Source organism: Cobetia sp. Dlab-2-AX, from assembly GCF_024124625.1.
Classification (GTDB): Bacteria; Pseudomonadota; Gammaproteobacteria; order Pseudomonadales; family Halomonadaceae; genus Cobetia.
The window spans coordinates 217,965-236,356 of record NZ_JAMXRV010000001.1 but is presented as its reverse complement, the minus strand read 5'-3'; the positions used below and the strand labels follow the sequence as shown (position 1 = coordinate 236,356).

The following is an 18,392-nucleotide window of genomic DNA, read 5'->3' as shown; positions in this document are numbered from 1 at the left end:
CAGGCACTGCTCTAGGATAGGGGCTACCTCAATGCTGGAACGTCTTTTCAAGCTCTCCGAGCACGGTACCAATGTGCGTACCGAAGTCATCGCAGGATTTACCTCCTTCCTCGCGATGGCCTATATCATCTTCGTGGCCCCCTCGATGCTGGCCTCCACCGGCATGGATCACGGCGCCGTGTTCGTCGCGACCTGCTTGGCGGCAGCCATCGGTTGTCTGGTCATGGGCCTCTATGCCAATTACCCGATCGCGCTGGCACCGGGCATGGGGCTGACGGCCTTCTTCACCTATACGGTCGCCGGTCAGATGGGCGTGCCCTGGCAGGTCGCGCTGGGCGCGGTCTTCCTGTCCGGTGTGAGCTTCTTCCTGCTCTCCGCCTTCAAGATTCGCGAGTGGATCATCAATGCCATTCCCGCCTCGCTGAAGACCGGCATCGCCGCGGGCATCGGCCTGTTCATGGCGATCATCGCCCTGCAGGGCAGCGGCATCGTCGTCGACGCCCCCGGCACGCTGGTCACGCTGGGCGATCTGTCCTCTCCGGCGGCCATGTATGCATTGCTCTCGTTCTTTTTGATCGTCGCGCTGTCCTACCGCAAGGTGATCGGTGCGGTGATGATCGGCATACTGCTCGTCACGCTGCTGGCAACCCTGACCGGCAACAATGACTTCCACGGCCTCGCCTCGATGCCGCCGAGCATGCTGCCGACGCTGGCGGAGCTCGATATCGTCGGCGCATTCAATCTGGGCATGGTGTCGATCATCTTCGCCTTCCTGTTCGTCGATCTGTTCGACACCTCGGGCACGCTGATCGCCGTCTCCCAGCAGGCTGGCCTGACCAATGAGCGTGGCCACCTGCCACGCCTGGGGCGAGCCTTGATGGCCGACTCCAGTGCCACCATGGTCGGCTCTGTCATGGGCACCTCGAACGTGACCAGCTACATCGAATCCGCCACTGGCGTGGCCGCCGGCGGACGTACCGGCCTGACGGCCGTGGTCGTGGCTGGCCTGTTTCTCGTCAGCCTGTTCCTGTCGCCGCTGGCGACCTCGATTCCGGCCTTCGCCACTGCCGGTGCGCTGCTGTATGTCGCCTGCCTGATGACGGGCGGCCTGGCACGTATCGACTGGAACGACATTACTGAAGCGGCACCGGTGGTGATTGCCACCCTGGTGATGCCGCTGACCTACTCGATTGCCAACGGGATCGCGCTGGGCTTCATCAGCTACGCCGTGATCAAGCTGTTCTCCGGCCGTTATCGTGATCTGAGCCCGGGGCTGGTGATTCTCGCCATCCTGTTCGCCTGCAAATACCTGTTCCTCGACGGAGCCCTCTAATGAGCATCTACAGTGACTACATCAAGTCTGTCATCCGCACCGTGCCGGACTGGCCGCAGGAAGGCGTCAACTTCCGTGACATCACGCCGGTACTGCAGAACTCCGCCGCATTCCGCAAGCTGATCGACTCCTTCGTGCACCGCTATCAGGAGATGGAAATCGACGCCATCGCCGCCATCGATGCACGTGGCTTCATCATCGGCGCACCGTTGGCCTACGAGCTGGGCTGCAGCTTCGTGCCGGTGCGCAAGAAGGGCAAGCTGCCGTTCAAGACCATCAGCGAGACCTACACGCTGGAATACGGTGAGTCCACCGTCGAGCTGCACTCCGATGCCTTCCGTGAAGGCGATCGCATCCTGGTGATGGATGACCTGATCGCCACCGGCGGCACCATGCTGGCGGCCTGCAAGCTGATCGAGCGCACCGGTGGTGTGGTCGTCGAGACGGCAGCCATCATCGATCTGCCGGAAATCGGCGGCTCCGCGCGCATTCGTGAAGAAGGCCACAGCGTCTTCGCGGCGTGCAGCTTCACCGAATCCGAGTAATGCCGGCTTGACGCGATGGCCCTGTCTTCTGGCAGGGCCATCGTCGTTGCTGCGGGCAGCGAATCCGAGGCCCTTGTCCGCGCTCCAGCGTGGCTGAGTGGATCTTCCCCTTGTGCGGTGGCGCGCCAGCCACCATGCTTTCCTTCTGTTTCGTCATTGCGAGTGACCCACATGTCTTCCGAACGCTACCACGACCACTTCATCGTCTCCTGGGATCTGCTGCACCGTGATGTGCGCGCGCTATGTCACGACCTCAGCGGTCGCGATTACAAGGGCATCATCGCCATCACCCGCGGTGGCCTGATTCCGGCCGGCCTGATCGCCCGCGAGCTGGGTATCCGCCACATCGATACCGTGTGCATCAAGAGCTATCACGACCACATGGAGCAGGGTGGTCTGGAAGTGGTCAAGGGCGTCGACCACGACGGTGACGGCTGGCTGCTGGTCGATGACCTGGTCGACACCGGCAATACCGCACGTGCGGTCCGTGACATGCTGCCCAAGGCGCACTTCGTGACCGTCTATGCCAAGCCGGAAGGGCGTCCGCTGGTCGATGGCTTCATCACCGAAGTGCCGCAGAACTGCTGGATCCAGTTCCCGTGGGACATGGGTATCGCCTACGTCGAGCCGATCGCCGAGCAGCTCAAGAAGCAAGAGAGCGATAGCTGACATGCCGTTGGAGACTGCCGCGACTGGCCGCTCCGAGGTGCTGCCTGCCGATTGGCAGGCGCATCTTGGCCCTGAGTTTCAGGCTGACTACATGCAGCGTCTGCGCGACTTTCTGCGCGCCGAGAAAGATGCCGGCAAGGTCATCTATCCGCATTCCGATGACTGGTTCCGTGCCTTCTGGCTGACGCCGCTCTCCAACGTCAAGGTCGTGATCCTCGGGCAGGACCCGTACCACGGCCCGGGCCAGGCGCACGGACTGTGCTTCTCGGTACGCCCCGGTGTGCGCCCGCCGCCTTCGCTGAAGAACATCTACAAGGAACTGGCCATCGATGTCGGCGTCGACCCCGTCGATCACGGTTTCCTGGAAAGCTGGGCGAAGCAGGGCGTCTTGCTACTCAACAGCGTGCTGACCGTCGAGCAGGGCAAGGCCGCCTCGCATCAGAAGCAGGGGTGGGAGCAATTCACTGACCGCGCCATCGACGTGATCAATCAGCACTGTCAGGGTGTGGTTTTCCTGCTCTGGGGCAGCCATGCCCAGAAGAAGGCCCGCGCTGTGGACACCCAGAAGCACCTGGTGCTCCACGCGCCGCACCCATCCCCCCTCGCAGCGCACCGCGGTTTCTTCGGCTCTCGCCACTTCTCGCAAGCCAACGCCTGGCTGGAAGCGCGTGGGGAAAAGCCGATCGACTGGCAGCTATAATATATTATTGTGACAAGCTTCTAGGGAAAGCCGCCAAGGATGAACAAGAGTCAACAAACACTCGAGGTGGATGGGGTATTTTGTATCAGCCTCAAAGAGCGTGAAGACCGCCGGGAACATCTACAGAAAGAGTTTTTACCGCTAGGCTTGGATATTGAGTTTTATCTTGCCGAGCGTGATGTGGATAATCCTGAGCGTGGATGTTACGAGTCACATCGTGCCTGCGCAGCAATGGCCATGGAAAGAGGTTATCAACGAGTCTTGATCCTTGAAGATGATGCTACTCTTGCCATGCCGGCTGAAAGAGTAATAGCACGTATCAATTGTTTCTTGAAAATACGTAACCCGGAAATTTTTTACCTTGGTGGCATGCTGGGAAGGATGTGGTTGATTCCTTTTGCGGGCGTGGTTAGAGCCAAGCTGACGGGAGGGCATGCCTATATGCTGTCTCGTAAAGGTATGAAGAAGATCGTTGATAAGCCTTATTCAAAAAAAGCGGTAGATAGTTTCTACGCGACTGAATATAAGGCTTATGCTGTTTACCCTCTTTTTTGCGATCAGCTTCCGGAATCGGATGTCAAAAGTGATATCGCTGATTATCGAATTGAAACAAAAGGGGGAGGTAGCTACAAAGATGATGAGTATTGGAGTCTCAATTCAAGAAAGCAGGAAGTAGCGTTGCGTAGGGATATGTGGAGAACCTTATGTGGACGATGGCTTTAATGTTTCAGGAGATGGTCAATTGAAAGCATACTGGTGGCGATCGGCGAATGGCGGATGCAATTTTGGTGATGAAATCACATCTATCATTTTGAATAGAAGGTTTCATGTTGCTCATTCCATTTCGAATGTCGACGAGGCAGATTTGATCTCTGTTGGCAGTATTTTAAATAAGCTCGTCAACAATAAAGCGATTTCTTCACGAAATAGGAAGATTCATGTTGTAGGGTCTGGGCTTATTTCTCCACATGTCAAACATGCCTCTTTATTCAAACGAATGAAACCAATGGGCAGGACATTTGGTAAATCTGTTGTTGTTCATTCTGTACGTGGGTATATGACTCAGCAGGTGCTTACTTCATTGGGAGAAAAAGAATACCCTGTCGGTGATCCAGGGCTCATGCTCCCTTTGGTTTATGACACAGATCCAGACAAGACTTATAAAATAGGAATTATTCCTCATATCTCCACTGTTGATAATCCGGAATGGAAAAATGTGTGTGCTCGTGTAGGCAATAGTATAATAATAGATTTCCGTACGGATGATCTGGAGTCCATTGTTACTCAGATAAAATCCTGTGAAATCATTGTAAGTCAGAGTCTACATGGCTTGATCATAGCGGATGCCTATGGAATCCCGAATTGCTGGTACTATGATGGTCCTCTCCATTCAGGGGGTAAGTTCAAATTTTATGATTATTTCTCCTCTGTTGGCCGTAACTTTGCCCTGAGGTTTTGTTCTTTCAATGAGTTAAATGCTGGCGATATCAATAGGTATGCGGATAAAATCGATCCTAATGTCATCTGTAGCTTGCAGCTCGATATAGTCAAGAGTTTTGAGAAAGCCTTGCAACAAATCTAAGCTTGTATTAATTGATCATGTTTTACTGTTGTTGCTAGAAATATAATGTGTATGTACTTGCATGCTCTATGAAATGTTCCTCCTTTTTCATAGGCGAGAATATTCTTGTCGGGTATGAGGAGGGAGGAATGCGCGATAAAGCAGGTGGTGAATTTCGAAGGTGTTTCAATAAGAATAAGTGTATCTTTGTCGGAGTGCAAAGGTAGGAAGTGAATCTATCTTTTTGGCTCTGGGGGATGAGTACATTAGGAAGAGGGAGTGTCGTGATCGCCGGTTTGTCGGAGAATAGATCCTTCTCGTTTCGATCAATATTTTAAGTTCGCTTTCGTTCGTCACCCACTGGATAGATCGTTTTCGGCTTGTCAGTATTTAAGGCATTCGGGTGACCATGGTCAGAGTCACAAAGCGTTATCTGAAGAGCTGTGGCAATATCCAACTTTCGATGCATTCATCTTGAATTCAGACAAGAAAGCCAGTTCCAAAAAATTCGTCCGTTATTACAAATTCACCTTTGTCAGAAATCCCTACGACCGTGCCCTGTCAGCGTATCGCTATATATTGAGTGGCGGCAATCAAGGCAAGCAGGATCTCGCCATTGCCAAGGAGATGGCAGAGTATTCAGATTTTGATGATTTTGTCGCACGTGGCTTGTGGCAAGGCGCTTTTCGTAGTCACCTCCTGTTTCTCTCGCAGTCCTCTTTTGTCATGGATGGAAACGAGACCTTGATGGTGGATTTTCTGGGGTATTTCGAAACCCTGGACAAGGATTTCCAGCAGGTTGCCAACAAGCTGGGTATCAGCGGCGAGATTGCACATCGCAACAGGGGAAGTGTCGAGGCAGGGGCCGGCATGACAGCGGCGACCCGCGAGAAGCTGACCATTCTCTATGCACAGGATTTCGTCAACTTCGGTTACACACCTTGAATGAGTGGCAGGCGGGAGGGCGCCAGTCCATTTGCGGCGCTTCCACTGTCACCTGAAGGCGAGAGCCTTAACTTGTCAGCCTGCTTCCGCTAGAATGCGCTCAATTTACCAGCCTCCCGCTGCTATCGTCCGAGCCGGCGGGGGTAGTGCTGCGTTTCGTTTGCACCATCTTCTGTCCCAAGAGGTATTTCCATGAGCGTCCATGCCATCAATCATCCACTGGTCCAGCACAAGCTCGGCCTGATGCGTGCAGCAGGCATCAGCACCAAGAGCTTCCGTGAGCTGGCCAGTGAGGTCGCCAAGCTGTTGACCTATGAGGCAACCCAGGACCTGGAGCTGGAAACTACCACCATTGATGCCTGGAGCGGCAACGAGCTGGATGTCCAGACCATCAAGGGCAAGAAAGTGACCATCGTCCCGATCCTGCGTGCCGGCCTGGGCATGCTGGATGGCGTGACAGACCTGATTCCCCCGGCACGCATCAGCGTCGTGGGCCTGTACCGTGATGAAGAGACGCTGGAGCCGGTGCCGTATTTCGAGAAGTTCGTGTCAGATCTCGACGAGCGTCTGGCCATCGTGATCGACCCGATGCTGGCAACCGGCGGCTCCATGATCGCCACGCTGGACATGCTCAAGGCCAAGGGCTGCCAGCAGATCAAGGTCATCGTGCTGGTCGCGGCACCTGAGGGGATCGCCAAGGTGCAGGAATCCTACCCGGACATCGAGATCTACACCGCGTCCGTCGATGACCGTCTCGACGAGAACGGTTACATCGTGCCGGGTCTCGGCGATGCCGGTGACAAGATCTTCGGCACGCGCTGAGCGCCCGCCAGAGATGACAACGCCCTGCGCATCTGCGCGGGGCGTTTTTGTATCTGTCTGACCTGTCTGAGCAGTCAGGATCAGGCGGTTGACTCCTCCGCCCGTGAAAAGAAGTGCTGCCATGTCGTCTTCATCACCGTCCTCTGATACCTCCTCTCCCCATGCGTCGTCTGCCCATGTGCCCTTGCCGGAACAGGAAGGGTTCTCGCTGGCGACGCTCGTCACCGGCGCGCAGATGCTGTTCGTCGCCTTTGGCGCGCTGGTGCTGGTCCCGCTGTTGACCGGGCTTGACCCCAACGTCGCCCTGTTCACGGCCGGTGTCGGCACCCTGGTCTTCCAGTGCGTGACCAAGGCCAGCGTGCCGGTCTTCCTCGCCTCATCGTTTGCCTTCATTGCGCCCATCCAGAGCTCGGTCGCCAACTTCGGCATTCCTGCCACCATGGGCGGCTTGTTCGTCGCGGGCTTGGTCTATGTGCTGCTGGCGCAATGCATTCGTCTCAAGGGTGTCGGCATCGTGCATCGCCTGCTGCCGGCCGTCGTGGTCGGTCCGGTGATCATGGTCATCGGTCTGGCACTGGCACCGACGGCGGTGCAGATGGCCACCGGCGAATTCAGCGACAACATCTCGCATGCCCAGGCCCTGACGTTGTCATTGGCCAGTCTTGGCGTGACGCTGGTGCTGTCGATCTTCGGACGTGGCATGCTGCGTCTGGTGCCGATCCTCGGCGGTATTCTGACGGGATATGCGCTGGGGCTGCTGATGGGAGTGATCGATCTTTCGCCGGTGCATGCGGCTGCGTGGCTGGCACTGCCAAGCTTCACTGCGCCGACCTTCGAGTTTTCCGCCATCCTGTTCATGATTCCCGTCGCCATCGCGCCTGCCGTCGAGCACATCGGCGATATGGTGGCGATCGGCTCGGTGACACGCCGCGATTACCTCAAGAAGCCGGGGCTGCATCGCACGCTGCTCGGTGACGGCCTTGCAACCTCGGCGGCGTCACTGTTCGGGGGGCCGCCCAATACCACCTATTCCGAAGTGACCGGCGCGGTGATGCTGACGCGTAACTTCAATCCGCGGGTGATGACGGTCGCAGCCTGTGTCGCGATCTCGCTGGCCTTCGTCGGCAAGGTCGGTGCCGTGCTGCAGACGATTCCCACGCCGGTGATGGGCGGCATCATGTGCCTGCTGTTCGGGTCGATCGCGGTGGTCGGCATGAATACCCTGGTACGTGCGGGGGCGTCACTGACCGCGCCGCGCAATCTGGTGATCGCGTCATTGATTCTGGTATTCGGAATCGGTGGCATGCAGATCGGTGGTGGTCAATTCACGCTGCAGGGCGTGAGTCTGGCCGCCATTCTGGGCATCGTGCTCAATCTGATTCTGCCGCCGGCGAAAGAAGGAGAGTGATTGTCATTGTCATCTGAGAGGTAGGACTCAGGAACATTTCCGCGAATGACGGTTCAGATAAATGTAACCCCCGTGTGCCGAGCGACTGGCACTCGGGGGTTGCATTTTTCGTTTTCCCACCTGACGCCAGCTATCGTTTTCGCATGTCTTGCGCGCGGCATAAAGCGGTACTGGCGGACATTCGAAGGAGTGATGCTTGCGTACCCTGGTCGTAGTGAGAAGCCTGAAAATGGGTGGCATGGAGCGAGTGGCGGTCAATCTTGCCGATAGTCTTGCCGCCAGCAATCACGAGACGCACCTGGTCATCTGGCGAAATCGCGATCAGGTGCTCGAGCCCCAGGACGCCAGCGTCCAGCAGCACATCGTGCCGATTCAGCAACGCGTTCAGCGTTCCGTCGGCGGCGCCCTGACGACACTGGCGTCACGGCTGGTGCTCAATCCCGTCATCCGTCGCTCCAATTTCGTGTGGGTCGGTAAGGCCGGTGGCGAGGAATTTGCCGCTTGGCTAAAGGAATTCGAGCAGGAACACGGCAAGGTTGACCGCATCATCTTCCGTGGCCTGGGAACCTTCGAGCAGGTGTGGGGATTCAAGGATTCCCGTGCACGTTACGTGCTGGAAAATCGCGTCAACTTCAGCGGCCCGCAGTGGAAGCAGCGCATGTTTGCCCGCTGCCTGCTGGAGGACAAGCATCTGGTGGCGGTGTCCGAGGATGTGGCGCAAGGGGCACGTGACATTGCTCGCCAGCATGGGGTGACGCCGGCGCATATCGAGACGATCGTCAATGCCTGTCCGATCACCCGGATCCGCGAGCAGGCCGCCATGGATGAGCCGGATATCCCCGCTGAACCCTTCATTCTCAATGTGGCGCGTCTGGTGCCGCAGAAAGACCATGCCCTGTTGCTCGAGGCTTATGCCCTTGCCAATCCGAAGGAGCCGCTGGTGATCGTCGGGGCGGGCAATTGCCGTGAAGCCCTGGAAGCCCAGGCTGAAAGGCTTGGCATCGCCGAGCGGGTGATCTTCGCCGGTCAGCGTGACAACCCCTATACCTGGATGCGGGCCGCCAAGCTGTTCGTGCTCAGCTCGCGTGTCGAGGGCATGGGGATCGTGCTGATGGAGGCGCTGGCCTGCGGCACGCCGGTAGTGTCAGTGGATTGTCGTGGCGGAATCCGCGAGATCCTTAAGGGCGAACTCGAACATGCCATCGCGCCGCATTCCGCCGAAGGTCTCGCGCGACGCATGAACGAGGTGCTGGCAGAGGGGGGCTATCCGATTCGTGAGGCATGGCTGGCAGATTTCTGTCCGCACACCATGGTGGAGCGTTTCCTGGCCGAGCCGGCCACCAATGAGCCCTGGGGTGAGGCGCGCGAGCAGTCGCCTGATGCTGCGGGCCGCTCTCACTCCCGCGCCGCGAAAGGCTAGCGATCCTGAGCGGCGCTAGCGGCCCTGTACGAGGTTAGCGGCCCTGTGCGATGCATAGCCACTGGCAGTCTGGGGCCTCGGTAGCGTCGGAGACCCCATGGTGGGTGACTTCACCGCTGGCGGCTTTTGACGCCTCAGGCTTGCGCCAGTGCAGTTGATAGCGCTCCCCGGCGTGAAGCCGCGCAGCATCACCGCATTCGAGAAGTGCCTCCTGGCAGGCCGCCGTGGTGGGCAACGCGATATGCAGCGCCCCGTGGGTAACCAGCACCAGGCTGTCATGCGCGGCCTGCAGATAGGCGCTGCACTCCGGAGCCAGGCGGCCCAGCTCGACCAGAGGCTGTGGCGCTGACTGCAGCGGCTGCGCAATGCGTCTCAGCTCGAGGCCCGGCCCACAGCCTGCAATCGGCTCATGCTCGCTGGCACGCAGGATGCGTGGTGGTTCGATGGGCACCTCATCGCTGAAGAAGTCGCTCAGCGAGATCGGAAATACCTCGAGAATCTTGTTCAGTGAGCTGACGGAAGGGCTGACCGCGTCCTGCTCGACCTGCGAGATGGTCGAATTGGTTACCTGGGCGCGCTTGGCCAGTTCGCGCTGAGAGAGGCCATGACGCGTGCGCAGCTCGCGCAGCCGCTTGCCCAGCGTGCGAGGCGCTGCCCTTTCCTCGTCTGCCATTTTCTCGTCGTCAGTGGGCTGCGCTGCCTTGCCGGCAGTGGGAGGTTCGGGGGCAGTGCGGGGGCTATCGTGCGACATCAGTGGTGCCTGATTGAGTGAGCATGCGCGCAGGCTAGCATGCATGAGCAGGTCGTTGGCAGATGTGAACCTCGGTCATCTGTGGCTCAAGGCGAGCGACTGCTGCCCCCGGCGCTGAGCGTCTCGAGCAGATGGCGCCCTTGATCATCCTCATGATGCCGGCGTGCGATGCACGGCAGCCACAGGCAGAAGGTCGCGCCGCCACCTGGCGTATCTTCCAGCCATAGCCTGCCCCCCAGCTGGGTGATCAAGCCCGATGAGACCGACAGGCCGATGCCCGAGCCATTGGCGCGTGTGGTGAAGAACGGCGTGAAGATGCGTGATTTCAGATGCTCGGGCACGCCAGCGCCGTGATCGATGACGCGGATCTCGACTCCCGCCACGGGGGCGAGCTCCGCTGTTGGCGTTGGCACTGCTGCTGGTACTGAGGCTGACGCTGGCACTGAGGGTGATGTATCCGGACGGCTGTTCGGCTCGCCGTTCATCACGGCCAGCGCTGCATCACGATCACGGCTGGTGATGCACAGTGTATCCGGCGCAGGCGCCATCTCGATGGCGTTGATCAGCAGGTTGACCAGCACCTGGGTCAGTTGCGCGCGATCAGCCTCGATCAAACGGGTCGCCGCCAGCTCATGCTGCAATCGATGGCCATGATGATCCAGCGCATGCCTGACCAGTACCTCGACACTGTGAATGGCCTCGTCGGGATGAATCTGGCTGAGGTGAGGCGCACCGAGCGACGGTGTCAGTGAGTTGTCGTCGCCAATGTCGTTGGAGGCGAGCGGATCGCGCGCGTACTGACGCAGGTTGTCGACCAGCGCGCGAATGCGTTCGACCTGATGGATGATGGTGGCGATTTCCTCGCGTACCGGCTCGGCCTGTTCGCCGAGAATCACCTCGATCAACTCTACATGACCCAGAATCACCGCGGCGGGGTTGTTGATCTCGTGGCCGATACCCGCCGTCAGTTCGCCCAATGCCGCCAGTTTCTCGCGGGTCAGCAGGCGTGCGCGCGCTTCACGCAGCAGACGCACGTGCTCCTCCAGTGCCTGACTGCGTTCGCGCAGCGTGGCGGTCTGGGCGCTCAGATCGCGGGTGCGATCCTCCACCTGGGCTTCCAGCGTCTGGGCCGCGAGCTGTATCTCATGGCGGTGCGCTTCCAGTCGCGCCAGCATGGCGTCGAATTCCCCGGCCAGTTCATCCAGCTCATCTCCATGTCGCTGTGCCGGCCCCAGAGAGGACAGCGGGCCGATGCGCAGGCCTTCCTGCGCCGGTGCGTCCCGCACCGCATGCACCACACGGCGGATCTGTCGGATCGGCTGCATCAGACGCTCGATGCTGCTCCACACCAGCAGCACGCCCAACAGGCTGACCGCGATCAGCACCAGGCTGATATGCGTCAGCGTCTCGCGATAGAGCCGTGCGTAGGGCGCCTGCGGATAGCCTGCGTAGATCATGCCGATCCGCTGGCCATCCAGAGAATCCAGCGGGGCATAAGCGGCCACGAACCAGTCACGCACCACGAAGGCACGATTGATATAGCGCTCGCCATTGCCGATCACCTGACGCTTTACCTCCAGCGAGGCGCGCGTGCCCAGTGCACGCTCGCCGCTGGCGTCGGTGACATTGGTGGCGATGCGGACATCATCGAGAAACAGGGTGATGGTGCCGGTGCCATCTTCCGGCAGGGTGCCGGGGCCATAGAGCAGATCGCGGATTTCATCGACCAGACGCGAATCGCGATTGAGCAGGCGGCCCGCATCCAGCACGCCCAGCAGCTGGCCCTCGCCATCGAGGATGGGCACCAGCGCCCGCAATAGCATGCCGCGGTTCTCCTCGCGGCGGGCACTGGGTTGTGCGTAGGGCGTCTGGCGCAGTGCAAGGCGCGCACGTTCGGCAAGCGCTGGATCCAGTGTCGCCAGTGAGTCACTGGACAGCATGTCGAGGCCATCCAGGCTTTCGCCGCGCGCCAGTTGCGGAATCAGCGCGGCGACACCGGGCGTCTGACGCAACTGCTCGGTGGGCAACCAGCGCAGCCAGTCGGCATTGAGGGTGTCCCGCATCGTATCCAGGCGCGGTGTCAGACGTGGCAACAGCTGTGCGGATTGCTCATTGGATGCTACCAGCTGGCGCAGGTTGCGGCGCATCGCCTCCAAGCCATCCCGCAGGCGCTGATGTTGGCTTTGCAGCGTGCGGCTGGCGACATCGAGATCGCTGCGCACGTTCATGTATAGCTGGCGGTCGGTATAGGCCGTGGTCCAGTAGGCGGTCAGGCCGACCAGCGCCAGCATCAGCGCCAGTAGCGGCGCCAGTGTCAGCAGCAGCAGCCTGCGCCGCAGCGAACCGGCGAAGTAATGGCGCAGGCGCTTGATCATGCGCTGCCGTCGGCTTCGTAGGGAGCGGTAGATGCAGTGGCGGGGGCTGGATGATCGCTCTCGATGCTGCTCTCAGCACCATTCTCAGCGCCGCTGTCCCCGCTGCTTTGCTGCTCGGCGCGCCAGGTGGACAGTTTGCGATCCAGCGTCTTGCGCGAGATGCCCAGCTGGCGGGCGGCGGCTGACTTGTTGTTGGCATGCCGCTCCAGTACCGCGCACAGATGGGCCTTTTCCACCGCATCCAATGACCACTCGAGCGGATAGCCGCTGCTGGCGGCCTCTTCCTCGGTGCTGGTCGCGTCTTCGCTGTCGTTCCCTGTCGGGTGGCCTGATGCCTGTTCAGTCTGACTGTCGGCCGGCAGGGTATCGCCGGGCAGGCGACCGAGCAGCAAGGCGCGCTCGATGACGTTCTTGAGTTCCCGCACATTGCCGGGCCAGGAATAGTGGCACAGGCGAGTAAGGTCTGAGTGCTGCCAGGGCACGGCGGGGAGGTTGAGCTCACGCGACAGTTGGCGCGAGAAGTGCTGGGCCAGCGCCGGGATGTCCTCCGGGCGCTCGCGCAGGGCCGGCAGCGTCAGGCTCAGCACGTTGAGGCGATAGTAGAGGTCTTCGCGGAAGCGGCCCGCGGCCACCTCCGTCTCCAGTGTGCGATGGGTGGCGGCCACGATACGCACGTCCACCGCCTGTTCCTGCTCGCCGCCGACGGGGCGAACGCGGCGCGTTTCCAGCACTCGCAACAGCTTGGCCTGCATCGCCAGGGGCATCTCGCCGATTTCATCCAGGAACAGCGTGCCGCCATCGGCGAAGCTGAACAGGCCATCACGGCCACGGTGCGCGCCGGTGAAGGCCCCCTTGAGGTGGCCGAACAGCTCGCTCTCCAACAGCTCCGGGCTGATGGCGCCGCAGTTGACCGGCACGAAGGCGCCGCGCCGACCGGACAGGCGATGCAGGTCACGCGCCGCCAGCTCCTTGCCGGTGCCGGACTCTCCCAGGATCAGCACCGGCGAGGGCGCGGGAGCAACGCGCGCGATGATATGCGCCAGCTCCTGCATGGCAGAGCTCTCGCCCTTGAGACTGGCCTCTTCCTGTTGATGGCGGGCATTGTCGCGACGGAGCAGGAAGTTTTCCCGCGTCAGCTGGCGGCGCTCAAGGCAGCGGTCCAGCGCAGCCTGCAACTGTTCGAGACGAAACGGCTTGATGATGAAATCACAGGCTCCGGCCCGCAGTGCGCGCACAGCGGTCTCGAGATCGGCGTAGGCCGTCATGAAGATGACATCGCTGACCGAAGAGGGCGCAAGGGCTTCATCCCAATCCAGGCCATCACGCCCCGGCAGGCGAATGTCGAGCAGGATGAGGTCGAAGTGCAGACGCGAGCGCAGGGCTTCGGCCTGTTCGACACTCTCGGCGCACTCGATCAGTGCGAAGCGCGAGGACAGTGCCTTCTCCAGATAGCGGCGTATGCCAGGCTCGTCATCGACGATCAGCACCGAGGCGGTGGGGAGGGGGTCGCTGCCGCTACGCCGGGTCTCACGGGGTGTGGAGGGGGCGTGGGCAGTCATGGCGTTCCTCGGGTCAACAGGGCAGTAATGGTCGCAGGGGAAATCATCTCTATCATGCGGGCATTGTGGCGTGCTGCTCTCTGGTAATCTAGCGCTGGGTGTCACATTGCTGCCTGTTTCTGCTTACGCTTGCCACAGGCAGCCCCTTGCGGCCTTGTCAGCACGCAGCGCTGGCGGGCAGGGTTGGCTCGCTGTCCCGTTGCGCTACGCAAGGCTCGGCCATGACGCGTCAATCGGGTCATCATGGGTCAGTGGTGGTCATGCTTGGACTTATTGTCAGTATTTTTCCGGTCATTCCGGCAGTGCTATCCCAGCATCGCCATCCGCCCCGCCAGGGTTAGCGACAAGGATAGCGACGTCAGCAGGGCGACAGGGGCTGCAGAGGCGAGAGGGGCGACAGGGACGTCAGCAGGCAACTCAGCCTGCTGGAGAAGGTTCCGGTATCATCGCCGGCTGTCTTGCATGCCAGTCCATGTATCAGCCCCGTCTGCCAAAACTTTGAAAGCCTTTATTGGATCGTCCCTTTCGTCACCACAGCGCTTTCGGCATGTTGTTTGCAGAGTCAGCATTCACGTTGATGTCATCAAGGCCGTCACGCTAGAAAAAATATTCAGGGAGCATCATCCATGTCGCAACGCCATACCTTGTCTTCTCGTCGCCTGCTGTCCACTCTCGCAGGCCTGTCATTCGGTGCGCTGAGCATTCTGCCGGCCCAGGCAGCCGACGACATCATCCGTCTGGCCACCACGACCAGCACCTACAACTCAGGCCTGCTCGATCACCTGCTGCCGGAGTATGAACAGGCCCACGATGTCACCATCCAGGTCATCGCGGTCGGTACCGGCAAGGCGTTGCGCATGGGCCAGGATGGCGATGTGGATCTGGTGATGACCCACGCCCCGGGCGCCGAGCGCAAGTTCGTCGATGCCGGCTACGGTGTCGAACCGCATGGCGTGATGTACAACGACTTCGTGCTGCTTGGCCCCGAGGCGGACCCGGCGGCCATTGACGGCATGCAGGATGTGGACGCCGCACTGGGCAAGATCGCCGGCGCCAATGCCGGCTTCATCTCGCGCGGCGATGATTCCGGCACCCACAAGAAGGAATTGGCCCTGTGGCAGAGTGCCGATGTCACCCCTGATTTCTCCGGCTACAAGGCCGTCGGTCAGGGCATGGGCAAGGTGCTGAGCATGGCCAGTGAGCTGCAGGACTACACCTTGAGCGATCGGGGCACCTGGCTTGCGATGGAAGACAAGCTCGAGCTCGAGATTCTGGTCGAGGGCGATGCGCGTCTCTTCAACCCCTATCAGGTGATTCTGGTCAATCCTGCCAATCATGATGGGCTCAATACTCGTGGTGCGCGTGAGCTGGCCGAATGGTTGATCTCCAGCGAAGGGCAGCAGGCAATCGATGATTACCGTCTCAAGGGCAAGGCGCTGTTTCATGCCAGCCACGGCGAGACCGGCTTCGATGCTCGCCAGACAGCGGATCGCGCCTCTGAGCGCACGCCGGTGAAGGCGCAGGACGCACAGGCTGAGCCGCGTTCGTGAGCTTGTGGCAAACCACGCAGGAGGCCATGAGCCTCCTGCTGAGCATGGATGGCGCGCTGTGGGAGATCATCGGCGTGTCGTTTCGTGTCTCGCTGATGGCGATGCTGATCGCGGTACCACCGGCACTGTTGATCGCCTTCGTGCTGGTTCGCTGTGCCTTCCCGGGGCGCTGGCTGCTGATCTCGCTGATCAATACCCTGATGGCCGTCCCCACCGTGGTGGTGGGGCTGCTGCTGTTCATCCTGCTGTCGCGCGCTGGACCGCTGGGTGATTGGCATCTGCTGTTCACCCAGCCGGCGATGGTGATCGGGCAGATTCTGCTCGCCCTGCCGATTCTGGTGGTGATGCTGCATGCCGCGCTGGCGGGCGTCGACAAGCGTGCCTGGGAGACAGCCTTGCAGCTTGGGGCGTCGCGCCGGGCGGCGTTGTGGCGGCTGGTGATGGAGGCCCGTTTCGGCGTGATGGCGGCGTTGGTGGCCGCGTTTGGTAGAATCATCGCGGAAGTGGGTTGCGCCATGATGGTGGGTGGTAACATTGCCGGTTTCACGCGCAATATCACCACGGCCATCGCGCTGGAAACCCTCAAGGGCGAGTACGCCCAGGGGGTCGCCCTGGGCATGGTATTGCTGGTGTTGGCGCTGGCGCTCAATCTGATGCTGGGGCTGTTGCGCGGTCGCGGTCAGCTGGCGGTGCAGGCCTGACCCCAGGCCCCGCCGCCAGTCGCGTTCTGCTCCCGCAGCCTGCAAGCCGCCTACCTGCCAGTTGAGACAAGCACACCAGCACTGATCGCGTCAGGCTGAATCGTCGTATGGAGTCATGATGTTCCCCCCTAGTTCTTCGTCCTCGTCTGTTCCCCCGGGCGACTCCTCCTGCCCAGTGGCGGGGACTGGCTTCGCGCAAGCCTCGTCGTCTGCTGCCCGGGCACTTGATGCTGACGCAAGCGTTGCCCCTCTGTTGCGTGTGCGCGACCTCGAATATCGCTTGCCGACTGCTGCGCAGGCATCCGGCGAGGGCGCCGAGGCGCAAGGGCGCCTGTTATGGCATGTGGCGGCGCTGGATTGGGCGCCGTCCCCGGCGTCCGGCTGGGTGCACCTCAAGGGTGACAACGGTAGCGGCAAGACCACGCTGCTGCGCGTGCTGGCCGGCATGCAGCCAGCGACCGGCGGCAAGCTTGAATGGCAGACCCGTGACGCTCATCCGGTGCGCTACCTGCACCAGCAGCCGTATCTGTTCGACACCAGCGTGGCCGGCAATCTGGTGCTGGCGGCTCGCTGGCAACCCGACAGCGGCTCTGCCGGGCAGCAGCGTGATCAGGTCGAGGAGATGTTGCGCTGGAGCGGGCTGAGCGATCAGGCCCGTCAGCCGGCCCGCTCCCTGTCGGGTGGCGAGCGTGCACGCCTGGCATTGGCGCGCGCTTGGTTGTCGCGTCCGCCGGTGCTGTTGCTGGATGAGCCTGCCGCCAATCTTGACCAGGCCGCCGTCGAGCAGTTGGCGCTGCGACTGGAGCAGATGTGCCAGCAGGGGTGTGCGGTGATCCTGTCCTCGCATCAGGACAATGCCTTGAGTCAGGGCTCGAGTGCGCGCTGGACGCTGAGCGCTGCCAGCCTGCACACTGAGCCCACAGCGGTCTGAGTTGCCTTGATGGGCTGAGAAAGCCCTGCTCATCAGCCGCTTGCACTGGATGCCCTGCCAGCAGCCCTGCTGCATGACATTACCTGCGCCTTTGCGCACTCGACCGGGATACGCCTTCATGCCGAGCTCCAATCACACCTCTGACGCTACACCCCTGCCGAGCGATGCCGAGCAGCTCAAGGCCTCGCTCTCGCCTGCCAATATCACCGGGGTGGTGCTGGCCGGTGGCCAGGCGCGGCGCATGGGTGGCGTCGACAAGGGGCTGGTCACGCTCAATGAGGTGCCGCTGGTGGCGCATGTGCTGGCGCGGCTGACCCCTCAGGTGGGTGAGCTTCTGATCAATGCCAATCGCTCGCACGCCGAATATGCCGCCTATGGGCATCCGCTGGTCGAAGACAGCGAGCCGGGTTACCACGGCCCCTTGATGGGCATGGCCAGTGCGCTGGCGGCAGCGCGGACGCCCTGGGTGATGATGGTGGCCTGCGATGTGCCGCACCTGCCCAATGAACTGGTCGAGACGCTGAGCGTGGCGCTGATCGATCATGCCAACGGCGATCAGCTCGAAGGCTTCAGTGTCGAGGGCGGCCATACGGCCGATTCCGGGCCTGCGCTGCTGGCCGTGGCGGCAGATGAGTTCCGTTACCATCCGGTGATCTGTCTCATGCACCGTGGCCTGCTGCCTTCGCTGCAGGCGGCGCTGGCCGCTGGCGAGCGCAAGATCGACCGCTGGTTCGATCAGCATGTCTGGCTCAAGGTGCAAGCGGGCAGCGAGCAGGACTTCGCCAACCTCAATACCCTGGATGAATGCCGTGAAATGGAAGCCGGCTCGCGCTGAGCGCGCTTCTTTCCTGACGTCCTTTGCGTGTCATCCGTTCCCGCTTGCACGCCCAGGGTGTGTCATTGTGATGCAAGTCGTCATCGCCGGGGGCGTCTCTTCAGGATTCTGGCGGGTTATTGTCTTTGCCTGCCCGGTATTGATGGCCTTGGCGTTGCACCTTGAAAGTGTCGTGTCTGGCGGTACTGGCAGGTGTCTTGCCACTCTGCGTCGTTGCCCCCATTGAATCCTTGCGCATGTCGAGCCGTTGCCCATTGAAATGAGCGCCGTGCGTGTTCACCTTCATG

17 protein-coding genes are annotated in these 18,392 nt (G+C 60.7%); 14 read left to right on the top strand and 3 right to left on the bottom strand.

Features of this window, described 5'->3' with window-relative positions; translation table 11 throughout:
• The first annotated feature begins 31 nt into the window (after positions 1-31).
• From NH396_RS01025 to NH396_RS00980, 10 genes are all read left to right on the top strand, one after another.
• On the top strand, positions 32-1,333 hold the full coding sequence (locus tag NH396_RS01025) for an NCS2 family permease (RefSeq protein ID WP_253060993.1): 1,302 nt from the start codon (positions 32-34) through the stop codon (positions 1,331-1,333).
• Positions 1,333-1,878, top strand: a complete 546-nt coding sequence (locus NH396_RS01020) for an adenine phosphoribosyltransferase (protein WP_175089366.1) — start codon at positions 1,333-1,335, stop codon at positions 1,876-1,878. The genes NH396_RS01025 and NH396_RS01020 overlap by 1 nt, the downstream gene beginning before the upstream one ends.
• A gap of 171 nt (positions 1,879-2,049) precedes the next feature.
• A complete protein-coding gene (gpt, locus tag NH396_RS01015) occupies positions 2,050-2,547 on the top strand; it encodes a xanthine phosphoribosyltransferase (RefSeq protein ID WP_175089368.1) in 498 nt (165 codons plus the stop codon).
• A 1-nt stretch (position 2,548) separates the two neighbouring features.
• Complete coding sequence (gene ung, locus NH396_RS01010; protein WP_253060991.1) at positions 2,549-3,247, top strand: uracil-DNA glycosylase; 699 nt, start codon at positions 2,549-2,551, stop codon at positions 3,245-3,247.
• 39 nt (positions 3,248-3,286) lie between these two features.
• Positions 3,287-3,970 (top strand): glycosyltransferase family 25 protein, encoded by a 684-nt coding sequence (locus NH396_RS01005; RefSeq protein WP_253060989.1) that lies wholly within the window; start codon positions 3,287-3,289, stop codon positions 3,968-3,970.
• Entirely contained in the window at positions 3,954-4,829 is an 876-nt protein-coding gene (locus tag NH396_RS01000; protein ID WP_253060987.1) for a polysaccharide pyruvyl transferase family protein, read from the top strand. The genes NH396_RS01005 and NH396_RS01000 overlap by 17 nt, the downstream gene beginning before the upstream one ends.
• Before the next feature lie 453 nt (positions 4,830-5,282).
• A complete protein-coding gene (locus NH396_RS00995) occupies positions 5,283-5,753 on the top strand; it encodes a sulfotransferase family 2 domain-containing protein (protein ID WP_253060986.1) in 471 nt (156 codons plus the stop codon).
• Positions 5,754-5,945: 192 nt separating this feature from the next.
• Positions 5,946-6,575, top strand: a complete 630-nt coding sequence (gene upp / locus NH396_RS00990; protein ID WP_043335602.1) for a uracil phosphoribosyltransferase — start codon at positions 5,946-5,948, stop codon at positions 6,573-6,575.
• 121 nt (positions 6,576-6,696) lie between these two features.
• Positions 6,697-7,983, top strand: coding sequence for a uracil-xanthine permease family protein (locus NH396_RS00985; protein ID WP_290441657.1), 1,287 nt, complete (start codon positions 6,697-6,699; stop codon positions 7,981-7,983).
• Between the two features lie 196 nt (positions 7,984-8,179).
• Positions 8,180-9,403 carry a glycosyltransferase gene (locus NH396_RS00980; protein WP_253060984.1) on the top strand — a complete coding sequence of 408 codons (1,224 nt, stop codon included), beginning with the start codon at positions 8,180-8,182 and terminating at the stop codon, positions 9,401-9,403.
• A gap of 34 nt (positions 9,404-9,437) precedes the next feature.
• Here the strand turns inward: NH396_RS00980 and NH396_RS00975 are convergent, their stop codons facing one another.
• The 3 genes from NH396_RS00975 to NH396_RS00965 all read right to left on the bottom strand — a co-directional run bounded on the left by NH396_RS00975 (position 9,438) and on the right by NH396_RS00965 (position 14,088).
• Positions 9,438-10,076 carry a helix-turn-helix domain-containing protein gene (locus NH396_RS00975; protein WP_253060983.1) on the bottom strand — a complete coding sequence of 213 codons (639 nt, stop codon included), beginning with the start codon at positions 10,074-10,076 and terminating at the stop codon, positions 9,438-9,440.
• A gap of 164 nt (positions 10,077-10,240) precedes the next feature.
• Positions 10,241-12,529, bottom strand: a complete 2,289-nt coding sequence (locus NH396_RS00970; protein WP_253060981.1) for a cache domain-containing protein — start codon at positions 12,527-12,529, stop codon at positions 10,241-10,243.
• Entirely contained in the window at positions 12,526-14,088 is a 1,563-nt protein-coding gene (locus NH396_RS00965; protein ID WP_253060979.1) for a sigma-54 dependent transcriptional regulator, read from the bottom strand. The genes NH396_RS00970 and NH396_RS00965 overlap by 4 nt, the downstream gene beginning before the upstream one ends.
• A 626-nt stretch (positions 14,089-14,714) precedes the next feature.
• Here NH396_RS00965 and NH396_RS00960 point away from each other — a divergent pair.
• From NH396_RS00960 to mobA, 4 genes are all read left to right on the top strand, one after another.
• Positions 14,715-15,638 carry a substrate-binding domain-containing protein gene (locus NH396_RS00960; RefSeq protein ID WP_253060977.1) on the top strand — a complete coding sequence of 308 codons (924 nt, stop codon included), beginning with the start codon at positions 14,715-14,717 and terminating at the stop codon, positions 15,636-15,638.
• A 26-nt stretch (positions 15,639-15,664) separates the two neighbouring features.
• The gene (locus NH396_RS00955; protein ID WP_253060975.1) at positions 15,665-16,339 is read left to right on the top strand and encodes an ABC transporter permease; all 675 of its coding nucleotides are present in this window, start codon (positions 15,665-15,667) and stop codon (positions 16,337-16,339) included.
• A 280-nt stretch (positions 16,340-16,619) separates the two neighbouring features.
• Entirely contained in the window at positions 16,620-17,270 is a 651-nt protein-coding gene (locus NH396_RS00950; protein ID WP_253060973.1) for an ATP-binding cassette domain-containing protein, read from the top strand.
• A gap of 118 nt (positions 17,271-17,388) precedes the next feature.
• Entirely contained in the window at positions 17,389-18,105 is a 717-nt protein-coding gene (gene mobA / locus NH396_RS00945) for a molybdenum cofactor guanylyltransferase (protein WP_253060971.1), read from the top strand.
• Positions 18,106-18,392 lie beyond the last annotated feature (287 nt).

What these genes read in the sequence shown, in the direction of transcription:
- mobA (WP_253060971.1), top strand. Translation starts at nt 17,389, where the DNA reads ATGCCGAGCTCCAATCACACCTCTGACGCTACACCCCTGCCGAGCGAT.
- NH396_RS00975 (WP_253060983.1), bottom strand. Translation starts at nt 10,076, where the DNA reads ATGGCAGACGAGGAAAGGGCAGCGCCTCGCACGCTGGGCAAGCGGCTG.
- NH396_RS00970 (WP_253060981.1), bottom strand. Translation starts at nt 12,529, where the DNA reads ATGATCAAGCGCCTGCGCCATTACTTCGCCGGTTCGCTGCGGCGCAGG.
- NH396_RS01020 (WP_175089366.1), top strand. Translation starts at nt 1,333, where the DNA reads ATGAGCATCTACAGTGACTACATCAAGTCTGTCATCCGCACCGTGCCG.
- ung (WP_253060991.1), top strand. Translation starts at nt 2,549, where the DNA reads ATGCCGTTGGAGACTGCCGCGACTGGCCGCTCCGAGGTGCTGCCTGCC.
- NH396_RS00985 (WP_290441657.1), top strand. Translation starts at nt 6,697, where the DNA reads ATGTCGTCTTCATCACCGTCCTCTGATACCTCCTCTCCCCATGCGTCG.
- NH396_RS01005 (WP_253060989.1), top strand. Translation starts at nt 3,287, where the DNA reads ATGAACAAGAGTCAACAAACACTCGAGGTGGATGGGGTATTTTGTATC.
- NH396_RS00955 (WP_253060975.1), top strand. Translation starts at nt 15,665, where the DNA reads ATGAGCCTCCTGCTGAGCATGGATGGCGCGCTGTGGGAGATCATCGGC.
- NH396_RS01025 (WP_253060993.1), top strand. Translation starts at nt 32, where the DNA reads ATGCTGGAACGTCTTTTCAAGCTCTCCGAGCACGGTACCAATGTGCGT.
- NH396_RS00960 (WP_253060977.1), top strand. Translation starts at nt 14,715, where the DNA reads ATGTCGCAACGCCATACCTTGTCTTCTCGTCGCCTGCTGTCCACTCTC.
- upp (WP_043335602.1), top strand. Translation starts at nt 5,946, where the DNA reads ATGAGCGTCCATGCCATCAATCATCCACTGGTCCAGCACAAGCTCGGC.
- NH396_RS00965 (WP_253060979.1), bottom strand. Translation starts at nt 14,088, where the DNA reads ATGACTGCCCACGCCCCCTCCACACCCCGTGAGACCCGGCGTAGCGGC.
- gpt (WP_175089368.1), top strand. Translation starts at nt 2,050, where the DNA reads ATGTCTTCCGAACGCTACCACGACCACTTCATCGTCTCCTGGGATCTG.